At 60.5% G+C, this 11,078-nt stretch carries 12 protein-coding genes; 7 read left to right on the top strand and 5 right to left on the bottom strand.

The genetic code is table 11. The features are described from left to right. Positions 1 to 742: 742 nt before the first annotated feature. Positions 743 to 1,495: a DUF561 domain-containing protein gene (locus tag NW863_RS10275; protein WP_414366154.1), complete on the bottom strand. Its 753-nt coding sequence runs from the start codon at positions 1,493 to 1,495 to the stop codon at positions 743 to 745. Positions 1,496 to 1,576: 81 nt separating this feature from the next. Here NW863_RS10275 and speB point away from each other — a divergent pair, with 81 nt between their 5' ends. From speB to proC, 4 genes are all read left to right on the top strand, one after another. After that, complete coding sequence (gene speB / locus NW863_RS10270; RefSeq protein WP_414366152.1) at positions 1,577 to 2,587, top strand: agmatinase; 1,011 nt, start codon at positions 1,577 to 1,579, stop codon at positions 2,585 to 2,587. Positions 2,588 to 2,734: 147 nt separating this feature from the next. Further along, entirely contained in the window at positions 2,735 to 3,457 is a 723-nt protein-coding gene (locus NW863_RS10265) for a YggS family pyridoxal phosphate-dependent enzyme (protein ID WP_414333442.1), read from the top strand. A gap of 575 nt (positions 3,458 to 4,032) precedes the next feature. Beyond that, the gene (locus NW863_RS10260; protein ID WP_414366157.1) at positions 4,033 to 4,602 is read left to right on the top strand and encodes a cell division protein SepF; all 570 of its coding nucleotides are present in this window, start codon (positions 4,033 to 4,035) and stop codon (positions 4,600 to 4,602) included. A gap of 5 nt (positions 4,603 to 4,607) precedes the next feature. Further along, a complete protein-coding gene (gene proC, locus NW863_RS10255) occupies positions 4,608 to 5,411 on the top strand; it encodes a pyrroline-5-carboxylate reductase (protein WP_414366150.1) in 804 nt (267 codons plus the stop codon). Here proC and NW863_RS10250 read toward each other — a convergent pair. The 4 genes from NW863_RS10250 to NW863_RS10235 all read right to left on the bottom strand — a co-directional run bounded on the left by NW863_RS10250 (position 5,397) and on the right by NW863_RS10235 (position 8,700). After that, on the bottom strand, positions 5,397 to 6,614 hold the full coding sequence (locus NW863_RS10250; RefSeq protein WP_414366148.1) for an NAD(P)/FAD-dependent oxidoreductase: 1,218 nt from the start codon (positions 6,612 to 6,614) through the stop codon (positions 5,397 to 5,399). The genes proC and NW863_RS10250 overlap by 15 nt on opposite strands. Before the next feature lie 22 nt (positions 6,615 to 6,636). After that, positions 6,637 to 7,950, bottom strand: coding sequence for an MDR family MFS transporter (locus NW863_RS10245; protein ID WP_414366146.1), 1,314 nt, complete (start codon positions 7,948 to 7,950; stop codon positions 6,637 to 6,639). Between the two features lie 65 nt (positions 7,951 to 8,015). Beyond that, complete coding sequence (locus NW863_RS10240; protein ID WP_414366145.1) at positions 8,016 to 8,168, bottom strand: hypothetical protein; 153 nt, start codon at positions 8,166 to 8,168, stop codon at positions 8,016 to 8,018. 235 nt (positions 8,169 to 8,403) lie between these two features. Then, positions 8,404 to 8,700, bottom strand: a complete 297-nt coding sequence (locus NW863_RS10235) for a hypothetical protein (protein WP_414366143.1) — start codon at positions 8,698 to 8,700, stop codon at positions 8,404 to 8,406. Positions 8,701 to 8,921: 221 nt separating this feature from the next. On the opposite strand from NW863_RS10235, the gene NW863_RS10230 reads away from it, so the two are divergent. The 3 genes from NW863_RS10230 to NW863_RS10220 all read left to right on the top strand — a co-directional run bounded on the left by NW863_RS10230 (position 8,922) and on the right by NW863_RS10220 (position 11,005). Continuing rightward, the gene (locus tag NW863_RS10230) at positions 8,922 to 9,164 is read left to right on the top strand and encodes a Ycf34 family protein (protein ID WP_414362132.1); all 243 of its coding nucleotides are present in this window, start codon (positions 8,922 to 8,924) and stop codon (positions 9,162 to 9,164) included. Between the two features lie 126 nt (positions 9,165 to 9,290). After that, positions 9,291 to 10,304, top strand: coding sequence for an oxygen-dependent coproporphyrinogen oxidase (gene hemF / locus NW863_RS10225; protein WP_414366155.1), 1,014 nt, complete (start codon positions 9,291 to 9,293; stop codon positions 10,302 to 10,304). A gap of 35 nt (positions 10,305 to 10,339) precedes the next feature. After that, entirely contained in the window at positions 10,340 to 11,005 is a 666-nt protein-coding gene (locus NW863_RS10220; RefSeq protein ID WP_414366142.1) for an alpha/beta hydrolase, read from the top strand. The last annotated feature ends 73 nt before the right edge of the window (positions 11,006 to 11,078 follow it).

Below are 11,078 nucleotides of genomic sequence, written 5' to 3'. Positions count from 1 at the left end.
TTTTCTACAACGTTGCTACTAATCAGCAACCGGGGTTGGGAACCCGCCTCGTGAGTCTTGGATGCTTCAGCTCTACTATGGCTAGCGCCACGCTTCGCGAACAGAGACCCGGTACACGGGATCCATGAAGCAACTGGGGCAGAAGAAGAGACAAAAATCTCGCCGTAAAGCGGATGGGGAAACCCCACCCGCCTGCGCGGTGGGGTAGTTCATCGCAGTCCGTTGCTGAACCCGTAACGGTGTTGTCAAGACGCCTCTAGCCAATTCCTTGAAGCAAATCCCCAAAGTTCTGCTGACTTTTCTGTTCGCGTCAGCGGGACGGACTCCTTGCAGGCTGGCTGAGAGATTAATCTCCCCCGAACGCTTGCCACCAGTCGGGTTTTTCACCGTTTTAGAGGCTCACCTTGGTGACAACTATACGATTGATGAGCAACTAAAATTGCTGACAGGCTTTTCCGCCCCGCCCTACTCGCGTCAGCGGCGCGGAGCGCTGAGTACGGGGCCACCAAGCTATCCCTCTGTGTTGGTCTATCGCTCCGCCCACGAGCCAAAGCGCCTGCTGAAGTCCGCAGACACCCTCGATCGGGAAGAGGTGATCCCTGGCTTCCAGTTGCCACTTGCCGCTCTCTTCCAGAAGCTGCCTTTCTAGCCTGCAACCGGCTCCCCCTTAGATCGGCCAAGGCCAAAACTTTAAGAGGTGGCGCACAGCCACCCCACCGGGAAAAGGACTCTCCCATCCAATTCAAACAAGCGCCGGCACCCGTGCTTCAGACAAAGCTTCCCTGAGGGCTCGCACCTGGGCCACCATGGCCACTTCATCCTGAAGGCGACTGACAGCTTTGCCCACCCCCACTCCTGAAGCGCCGGCAGCGATGGCTAGGGGCACCGTCACCGTTGAGAGGCCAGAGGCGCAGATGACCGGCAGCGAGACCACCCGGCTGATCTCATAGGCGGCAGCCAGGGTGGGGGCAGCCTTCTCAATCAGGCCTAGGGATCCGCCGTGACGGGGCTCAGCGCTGGTGCCGCCCTCGGTTTGGATGAGATCGGCCCCCAGATCTTCCAGTTTCTCGGCCAATTCCGCCTGCTGATCCAAAGGCAGCGTGTGGGGAACGGTTACCGACAAAAGCGTGCGCGGCAGCAGAGAGCGGGTTTGGCGGGTGAGCTCTAGAACTTCCGCAGCGGAGAAGATGCGGCCCGAAGGGTAGAAGCTGTCGTAATTGCCGATTTCGGCCATGTCGGCCCCCGCCTGCACAGCGGCAGCCAATTGCTGCGGCTCCACCGCCGACACACAGATGGGCAGATCAATTTGCGCTCGCACCTGCTGCACCAATTCGGGACTGGCGGCGATGTCCACCCAAGTGGCTCCTCCCTCCTGGGCGGCACGGGTGACTTTCAGCACCGACTGCAGGTCGAAGTTTTGCAGGCCGCTGATGATCTTGAGGGCACGGCGCCGGGCAAGGGCGTCGAAAAGGGCAGCTTGAGAGGCTGTGGTCATAGGCTCGTTAGCTTGTTGAAACGGGATACAAGAGGAGTGAAAGCAAATCGGCTGGGGCAACCTTTGCTCAGTCTAGAGGGTTTGCTGCCATCCTACAAGGGATCCGCCCTTGGCCGGTCACCCCAATTTTTGCGGGCTATCCCAAGATCTTTCAATACAATAGGGATCCCCTCTTCTGCTCTTGCCATGTACCGCTCTCCTTTCCCCTTCTTGGGCCTGGCTGAGCCGGATCCGGAGCTGGCCCAAGCCATTGTGTTGCCTATCCCCTACGAGGCCACCACCTCCTACGGCAAAGGCACGGCCAAAGGCCCTCAGGCGCTGTTGCAGGCTTCTGCCTATGTAGAGATCTACGACGAGGTGAGAGACTGCCAGCCGGCTCTCCACCCCGACTTTGCCGCAGAGACCTCCCGCTACTGGACGGCGCCGCCAGTGGAGTTCGAGGGGCTGGACGCCCACGAGTTGGCCATGGCCGCAATTCAGCGCCGCGCTGCCGAGTGGGTAAGGCCAGGGCGGTTTCTGCTCTCCATTGGCGGGGAGCACTCCATCACTGGCCCCTTGATTGCCGCCCACCTGTCCCACTACCCAGAACTGCACGTGCTGCAGATCGATGCCCACTGCGACCTGAGAGACAGCTACGAGGGATCCCGCTACTCCCACGCTTCCGCCATGGCCCGTGTGGTGGAGCAAGTGGGCGGCCGCCTCACCCAAGTGGGGATCCGCTCCCTCTGCGCCGAAGACCGCCAGGCCATTCGCAAGCACCGCTTGCACACCTTCTTTGCCCACAGCCTGCACGGCAAGCCAGCCCAGGAGTGGATCCCCGAGGTGATCGCCACGCTGGGATCCCAGGTTTACCTGACGGTGGATGTGGACGGGTTGGATCCTGCGGTCGTGCCGGCCACGGGCACCCCTGAACCCGGCGGCTTGGGCTGGTGGGAGACCGTAGAGCTGATCCGGGCCCTGGGGCAGCAGCGGCAAATCGTCGGCGCCGATGTGGTGGAGCTGGCGGTCACCGGGGAACGGGAAACCGATCGCCGCAGCGCCTTCACCGCCGCCAAGCTGGCCTATCAGATCCTGGCAGCGGCCTTGGGCTAGGCTCCAGAAGAACTGGGCTATGGCTGGGTTCCCCCTGTTTCCACCTGGCCGCTGGAGCACCGGCTCCAATCTCGAAGTATCCAGACAAAACGAGGACTGGACTCTCTCTGTCGAGATCTTCTGCTAGCTTCCTAGGTGGCCCTAGCCATGTCTCCGCCTTCTTCCAGCTCCCTTGAAGCGTCGCCGCCCCCCGTTGACGAAGAGCTCATCCACAGCCGCATTCAGGCCATCCGCGCCCGGATCCCAGGCCATGTGGAGATCATGGCGGTGAGCAAAGGCTACAGCGTCAACCACATCCGCGCCGCCTATCGAGCCGGGATCCGCCACTTTGGCGAAAGCCGAGTGCAAGAGGCAGCCGCCAAACAGGCGCAACTGCAGGATCTGACCGATATTGTCTGGCACTTGATCGGGCATTTGCAGACCAATAAGGTAAAGCCGGCCCTCAGACAATTTGCCTGGATTGACAGCGTTGATAGCCTGCGCCTGGCCAAGCTGATCAACCAAAAAGCCTGGGAGCTGCACCTTACCCCCAAGCTCTGCTTGCAGGTGAAATTGGCCCCGGATCCCAATAAATTCGGCTGGCTCATCCCCGATCTGCTGCAAAGCCTGCCGCAACTGAACCAACTGCTACAGGTGCAAATTGTGGGCCTGATGACCATTTTGCCTTTGGGCTTGAGCTCAGAGGCAGCTCTAGAGCTGTTTCGCAAGCTGGCCGAGCTGGCCGATCACATCCAGCGCAGCGGCTACGAGCATCTGCAGTTGCACACCCTCTCCATGGGCATGTCCGACGATTACCCCCTGGCGGTAGCCGCAGGCTCCAACCTGATTCGGCTGGGGCGCGCTTTGTTCGCCGATGCCGAGCGGAAATAGCATAGATGGAGCCTCCATGAAGCCGCTGAATTGTGATTAAATTTTGTGTAAAGCCGCGCAACTCCGGAGTTGCCCTGCAGGGCACGCTCTGGGTTGGAGTTCGGCCTGAATCGGGCAAAAACAGGGCAATCCCGCCCAAAATTTACCCTGTCGGGGAAATTTTAGGGAAACTTGTAATCATTTGCGTCACTCCCGTTAACACGTGTTCAAGCTGGACAAGGAGCGCAGTAGACTCTGGCCAAAGCAGTGGCTGGACAAGTGGGATGACATCTTCACTTCTTCTGGGTAAACTCGACTCGTCGAACCCATGGGTTTTGTTAACCTGCCTCGGCAGCTTCTTGAGCAAACCCTGTCTCGACCTTCTGAAAGACTTTAACTAAAAAAATAAAGGTTGGAGATGCCCTTTGGCTTGACTGGGCCACTCAAGATCCAATCAAGAGGCTGAATCCTGCGCTTGCCGCAAACCATGACCTGTAGTGAGGATTTGGACGATGAATGTCAATGGAATTTGGAGCAGGGTAAGAGATTTTGTGGGCCTGAATGATCCCGTGGACGGCCTGGAAGAGTACCCTGAGATGGAAGAGCAGGATGATTACAAAGTGCTCTACGAGGGACGCCGTTCCCAACCGGCTCCTGAAGAGCAGGAAGCCAGTGCCCTTCCACGCGGACGTCGACAACGGGGAGCGGAAGCCGGGGAAGGGTCTGTCGGTCGAGAAGAGTCGCGGGGCCATCGGCGCAGTCAACCTCGGGATCGCTTAGCAGGGGGCAGTATGGGGAGCAACGTAATTGGATTACCGGGTGTCAACCCACCCACCAGCGAAGTGGTGGTGCTGGAGCCGCGCAGCTTTGACGAGATGGCACAAGTCATCCAGTACCTGCGGGAGCGTAAGACGGTGATCATGAACTTGACCCTGATGGATCCCGCCGAAGCACAGCGCTCGGTGGATTTTGTTGCCGGTGGCACCTACGCCATCGATGGCCACCAGGAGCGCATTGGCGAAAACATTTTTTTGTTCACCCCCAGCACGGTGACGGTCTCCACCCCCAGTAGCCAAGGGGTGCAGCCGCTGCAGCGTCCCTTGCACAGCCCTGCCCCTCTCTGGCCCAGCAGCTATGAACATTTGCAGGCGGTGGGCCAGCACTAGCCAGTATGGAGCGACCACTGCTGAGTGTGATCGGGGGGGGAGCCATGGGATCCGCCCTGCTGCGGCGTTGGGTGACTGCGGGGCTTTATCCTGCAGCTCAGGTGGCTCTGCGGGAGCCCGACCCGGACAAGGCCAAGACCCTACAGCAGGAGCTGGGCATTCGGCTGTTGGCGGATCTATCTCAGGCGGGAGAGTCTGAGATTGTATTTTTGGCCGTCAAGCCCCAGGTTTTCCCGCAGGTGGTGGCTGAGATGGGCCAGCCGTCCGCCGCGCAGTTGGTGATCTCGATTATGGCCGGGATCCCTTTGCAGCAGTTGCAGCAGGCTTTTCCCCAGCAGAGGGTGGTGCGCACCATGCCCAACACACCGGCGCTGGTGGGAGCAGGGATCACGGCTATCTGCTACGGGCCAGGAGTGACGCCTGATCAGAAGGAGCAGGTGGAAAGGTTGTTTCGGGCTGTAGGCCAGGTGGTGACGGTGGCCGAAAGCCAAATGGATGCGGTGACGGCCCTGTCGGGATCGGGGCCGGGGTATTTGGCGGTGATCCTGGAAGCGCTGATCGACGGGGGGGTGGGGGTGGGTCTGCCGCGTCCCCTCGCCACCCAACTGGCGATGCAGACCTTGGCGGGCACGGCTGCCCTTTTACAGCACGAGAAGCTCCACCCCGCCCTTCTCAAGGATCAAGTGACCAGCCCAGGGGGAACGACCATCGCCGGGATCCAAGTCCTGGAAGAGGGGGGAGTACGGGGGGCCTTGATGCAGGCGGTGCGGGCAGCCTACGAGCGCTCCCGCCAGCTACAGGGCTCCTAGGGCCTGCCACAGCGGGCGGGTGATCCAGTTCCATCCCACCTTGAGCTGGTGCTCCAGGGTAGGTAGACGCACCAGGTAGATGGCTCGTCGGGCCAAATAGCCCAGGGGGCCGCTCAGGGTGAGGCCGCCGAGGGTAGAAAGCGCCGCCGTATCCGTCCCCAAGCTGAGCATTTCCCCCAGAGAAAAGTAGCGGAACGGCAGCAGGGGCCGCTCCTGCGTGAGCAAGGCCCACAGGTTCCAAGCGCAATAGCCGGCCTGTTGAAAAGCTGCTTGGGCGGTGGCGGGCACCGGCTGGCCTTCGGCATCCACCACCGCCGCTACGTCTCCCAGGGCAAACACTTCTGGAAAGGGGGGAGTTTGCAGGGTGGGCAAAACCTGCAGCCGTCCCCGCTCACTTTTGGGCAGATCCAAGTTGGCGATCACCGCTGCCGGTCGGGTTCCGACGGTCCACAGCACCGCATCCACAAGATCCGTAGCCGTCTCCTGGGCCTCCAGCCGCTGCAATTGTAGGCGGAAGGGGGGGGCGCTGTTCTCACCCAGGGCCTCGATGCCCAAAACCTTGGTTTGCAACTCCACCTGCACCCGCCGTTGGGCCAACGCCACTTGGGCCGCCTCCCGGCTGGAAGGAGCAAAGCCCGACAAAATCCGGGATCCCCCCTCAATAAGACGGATCCGTCCCCGCGATCCCAGCCGGTCTGCCAATTTGCAGGCTAGCTCCACGCCGCTTGCCCCCGCCCCGGCAATGGCCAGAGTTATCGGCTGAGCCGGATCCCGCGCCTCCAGAGTTTTCAGGTGGGCCCGCAGCCGTTGGGCATCTGCCAGGGTGCGGAAGGGAAAGGCAAACTCCGCTGCTCCCGGCACGCTCTCCAGAGGGGTTTCCCCTCCCAGCGCCAGCACCAAGGTGTCGTACTCCAGGCTTTGCCCCTCTCTCAGCAGGACGCGGCGGGCTTTCAGGTCGATGGACTGCACAGAGCCCTGGCAAAACTGCACCGACTCTGGCGGCAGCAGATCCTGGAAGCGGGGAGCCACCTCCCAGTCTTCCAGCTCGCCCGTGAGCAGCTCGTAGAGCAACGGGGCAAAGACAAAGCGCTCCTGCCGATCCACCAGCGTAATCTGTGGCGGCTCCGGCCAAGGTCGGCGGACGAGCTCCAGGGCTGTGTACAACCCGCCAAAGCCACCCCCAAGAATGCAAATACGACTCATGCTGCGAGGGTTGAAGGTAACATCAGCTTAACAAACCATCCAGCTTCCTACCCTGGGGCTCTGCCTTGCGCAGGGGAACAGCCGCTTGCGGCGGAGAGGCCGTCGCCGCATTGACTCTGCAGGGTAGGGTGCCATCCAAAAAGCCGAGGATCCCCCAAACCAGGCTGACGGTAGACACCCAGAAGAGCCACAGCCCTCCTGCCCAAGGGGGCGGCAGATCCAGAGCCATCCCCCCGATTAGCGGCCCGATAGCAAAGCCTACTGCCCAGCAGAGGGAGTTGATCGACAGATAGACCCCCCGCAGATGATCCGGGGCCAAATCTGCCACCAGCGCCGAAGCGGAGGGATTGTAGCTCACCAAGGCCAACGAGAGCACCGCCAAGGCCAAAGCCGCCATCCCCATAGCTGGCATCGCTCCCAACTGCGCTGCCAAGCTGCTGAGCCAAATCAATCCAAATCCCAGCCCCCACATCAGTGCAGATCCCTGGAGGGCACGGACGCGCGTCCAGCGATTGAGCCAACGAGCTGCCGGCAGCTGCAGCAGGGCAATGAGGGCGCCGTGCAGGGCAAACAACGTGCCAATCTGTACCTCAGGGATCCCAGCCCCCTTGCGCAAGTAAAGGGGCAAGCTGCTGCTGAGCTGGGCAATGTAGGTGGTGAAGAAAATGTTGGCCAGGGCAAACACCACCAGGGAGCGATCCCTCAGGGCAGTTTTCCAGCCGGCCCACAGGGGCTCTGCCGCCGACTGAGCTACCCGAGTTTCCCGAATGCAAAACCAGAGCAGCGCTAGAAAAATCAAGTAGGTGAGGCCGTCGATCACAAACAAGAGGCGGTAGTTCTTTGTCAGGGCTACCAGAGCGCTGGCCATGGCCACGCCGAGGCTGAGGCCCAAGTTATCCCCCAGGCGGTTGAGGGCATAGGCTTCGTTGCGCTGCTCGCGCGTGGTTAGGTCGGCTACAATTGCCTCCACTGGTGGCCAGTACAAACCTTGACCCATCCCCGCTACCAGACTGGCCAGGGCAAAACTGTAGAAACCCTGGGAGAGGGCAAACCCAAACGAGCCAGCAGCAGAAATGGCCAGCGAGAGGATCAAAGTGGAGCGGCGCCCCCAAGCGCCGTCAGCCATTGAGCCGCCGAGAATGCGGCCAAGCACGCCACTTAGAGCCATGAGGCCCAGTCCCAGCCCCACTTGAGTGGCCCTTAGCCCCACCTGGTCAACAAAAAAGAGGGGGGTGTAGAAGAGGGCAAAGCCGGTTCCGGTTTGGGAAAGCAGCCGACCGACGAAGATTAGCCAGACCTGAAAACTGAGCTGTGGCCACCAGGAAGGGATCCGCATAGGAGATGCAACGGGAGACAAGTTACCTAGCCTACGGGATCCCGCTTGTTGGCGCCAGATCCAGCTCAGCAGGCAGAACACTCGGCGGGAGCCAGCGGCTCCTCCTCCAGGGATCCAGCGGAAACCGCAATTAACTCCCCCAAATTGAGGTATTCGCTCAACAGCCGCGCCAGCCGGTACACTCGGTAGTCGAGCTGGATCAAGTTATTCTCCCTCACCTCACATCACCCCTGCATGCACCTCTTCAACGGTCTTGCAGCCCGTTCTTGAGCCAGCTGTAGACCGCCTGTCGCCTTCCTCAGTTAGGAAGTGCCAACGGCAAAGGGATCAAGCCGCGAGGCTGCTGGATCCAACTATAACAAAATTTGACAAAGCTTTAAACAACCCTTAATAGAGAAAGCGCCGCTGTCCCTGCCCCCAGCTCCTCCCTGGGGCCGCTAGGTTAGACTGCTGCTAGCTGACGGCCACTGGCGACTTGGCCGCCCCAGTGCGCCCTTCCTCTTCTTCCTCTGAAGGAACAGCCACAAACTCGATGTGGTTGAGCAGCGTCGTCACAAAGGCAAAGAGCAGAAAAGGCAGGGAGATGACCAAGATCAGCGCGATGGTGAGAAAGGCGTAGAGGGGGCTGTTCATCAAAGAGAGGGCGGCGCCCAGGCCGGCAAAAATCACGATTAGCCAAACGATGATCTGGCCGTAGATATCCCCAAAGGAGAGGGTGCAGGTAAAGCGGTAGCGGGTGTGGGTGTTCATGGCAATTCCTCAGGATAGCCTGCTTGGCTTGATCCTGACCAGGAACCAAGCCTTAGCCTCATGGGTGGATGAGTACCTTGAGATTTTAGACGAGAGAAGGGGAAATGCCTCTCTTTCCTAAGAAATGTCTCAAGGATCGGTTGAGCAAGCCGGATCCCCCGTCTCTCCGCAGACAGGATGCTATTGTCGAGATCACAGACTCTTTCGGGTAGGCAGCAGCCATGTGCATTTGTATTCACTGCTACTATGTGGATCGCTGCACCACCTATCACGCCGTGGAAGCGCAGCACCAACAGCCCCACCTCACCCTGACGCCGGATTTTGAGCCGCAAGGACCCCAGATCAACGTCAATATCCGCAACGGGGGCACCGAGATGGAGTGGGATGTGGTGGCCTGCCAGAGTTTTCGCGAGGAGCGGAACAAGTGGGCAAGGCTCCGCCCCCACGCGGTCGTTCCCACTTAAAACTAGAGTAATCTAGAGATGGCCTAGATTGCCGAGAAGGGTTCTCCGCGCCTGCAAGGCCTGAGGCGGGGGTCTGCCCTTAGTAGAGGAGTTGTTTTGTCCATTTCGAGAGACGGGAAGACGATGATGCTGACCGCAAGCCCGACAGCACCGCTGCTGGATGCTCGTCAACGAGTAAGCCAGTTTATGCGGCATCTCCAGGATGAGATCTGTGCTCGACTAGAGGCACTGGACGGCAAAGCCAAGTTTCGCGAGGACAGTTGGGAGCGTCCTGGCGGTGGCGGCGGTCGCTCGCGGGTCATTCAGCAGGGAGGGGTGTTCGAGCAAGGAGGGGTCAATTTTTCCGAGGTGTTCGGATCCCAGCTGCCCCCCTCGATCCTCAAGCAGCGTCCGGAGACAGCAGGTCATTCCTTCTACGCCACCGGCACCTCTATGGTGTTGCACCCCCGCAACCCTTATGTGCCAACAGTTCACCTCAACTACCGCTATTTTGAAGCAGGGCCGGTTTGGTGGTTTGGCGGCGGCATGGATCTCACCCCCTACTACCTGTTTGAGGAGGATGCAACCCATTTTCACCGCACCATCAAGGCGGCTTGCGACCGGCTGGATCCGGCCTACTACCCGGCTTTTAAGATCTGGTGCGACCGCTACTTCTTCTTGCCCCATCGGGGCGAGGCCCGCGGCGTTGGTGGCATTTTCTTTGATTATCAAGACGACCGGCCCGGGCTGCTCTACCGTCCTGAGGGGGAGGCAGAAGCGGATCCTGACCAGCTTGCCTCTGAGCCGCCGCCACTCCAGGCGCGGGTGGGATCCCGCAGTTGGGAACATCTTTTTGAGCTGGTGCAAGCCTGTGCCGAGGCGTTCTTGCCGGCCTATGTGCCGATTGTAGAGCGGCGGCAGGGGATGGAATGGGGGGAGCGGGAGCGACAGTTCCAGCTCTACCGGCGCGGGCGCTATGTGGAGTTCAACCTGGTCTACGACCGGGGCACGATCTTTGGGCTGCAGACCCAAGGCCGCACTGAGTCGATCCTGATGTCATTGCCGCCATTGGTGCGCTGGGAATACGGCTACGAGCCGCCGCCCGATAGCTGGGAAGCCCAGCTCTACGAAGTGCTGCGCCAGCCCCGGGAGTGGGTCTAGGCCAGCAATAGGCGTCCCTCTTCCTGAGGAGTGCAGTGTCTTCTTCTCTGCCCCTTGCCTACCGCTTGCAACCCCCCCGCCAAGGTAGGCCTGGAAAGGTGCCGGTGTTGGTGATGCTGCACGGGATCGGCAGCCACGAGGGGGATCTCCTCCAATTGGCTCCTTACTTGGATCCCCGCCTAGCGGTAATTAGCCTAAGGGCACCGCTTCCCTGGGGGGCGGGCGGCTTTGCCTGGTTTGAAATGGCTTGGACGCCGGAAGGGCTGGTGGGGGATCCGGAGCAAGCCCGCCGTAGCCGGGAGCTTTTAAGCCACTTTCTGGATCAGGGGATCCCGAGTCTGGGTTTGGATCCGGCGCAGGTGTATTTGCTGGGGTTTAGCCAGGGGGCAATTATGAGCTTGTATCTGGCTCTCACCCAGCCTGAAAAGCTGGCCGGGGTGGTGGCAATTAGCGGTCGCCTTTCGCCAGAGATCCTAGCTGAGGCGGTAGAACCCGCCCGGCTGCAGCACCTCAGTATCCTGGTGGTTCACGGCACCGCCGATGCCGTCTTGCCGGTGGCTTTTGGCCGCCAGATCCGCGACTACTTTGCCTCTTTGCCCCTAAGCTTTACCTACCGCGAGTACGCAATGGGCCACGAGGTTTCCCCAGAAAGTTTGCGGGATATCCAAGGGTGGTTGCAAAGTCAGTTGGACAAAAAATGAACTACCCCACCGCGTAGGCGGGTGGGGTTTCCTCACCCGCTTGGCAGCAGAGCTTTTGTCTCTTCTTCTGCCC

Source organism: Synechococcus sp. B60.1 (genome assembly GCF_047462555.1).
GTDB lineage: Bacteria > Cyanobacteriota > Cyanobacteriia > Thermostichales > Thermostichaceae > Thermostichus.
Note: the sequence above shows the minus strand (reverse complement) of the source record. Positions and strands in the feature narration are given on the sequence as shown.

Bases quoted from the DNA above. Each gene is read 5' to 3' on its own strand.
- NW863_RS10275 (WP_414366154.1), bottom strand. From the start codon at position 1,495: ATGACCACAGCCTCTCAAGCTGCCCTTTTCGACGCCCTTGCCCGGCGC.
- NW863_RS10265 (WP_414333442.1), top strand. From the start codon at position 2,735: ATGTCTCCGCCTTCTTCCAGCTCCCTTGAAGCGTCGCCGCCCCCCGTT.
- NW863_RS10260 (WP_414366157.1), top strand. From the start codon at position 4,033: ATGGAAGAGCAGGATGATTACAAAGTGCTCTACGAGGGACGCCGTTCC.
- proC (WP_414366150.1), top strand. From the start codon at position 4,608: ATGGAGCGACCACTGCTGAGTGTGATCGGGGGGGGAGCCATGGGATCC.
- NW863_RS10250 (WP_414366148.1), bottom strand. From the start codon at position 6,614: ATGAGTCGTATTTGCATTCTTGGGGGTGGCTTTGGCGGGTTGTACACA.
- NW863_RS10245 (WP_414366146.1), bottom strand. From the start codon at position 7,950: ATGCGGATCCCTTCCTGGTGGCCACAGCTCAGTTTTCAGGTCTGGCTA.
- NW863_RS10235 (WP_414366143.1), bottom strand. From the start codon at position 8,700: ATGAACACCCACACCCGCTACCGCTTTACCTGCACCCTCTCCTTTGGG.
- NW863_RS10230 (WP_414362132.1), top strand. From the start codon at position 8,922: ATGTGCATTTGTATTCACTGCTACTATGTGGATCGCTGCACCACCTAT.
- hemF (WP_414366155.1), top strand. From the start codon at position 9,291: ATGCTGACCGCAAGCCCGACAGCACCGCTGCTGGATGCTCGTCAACGA.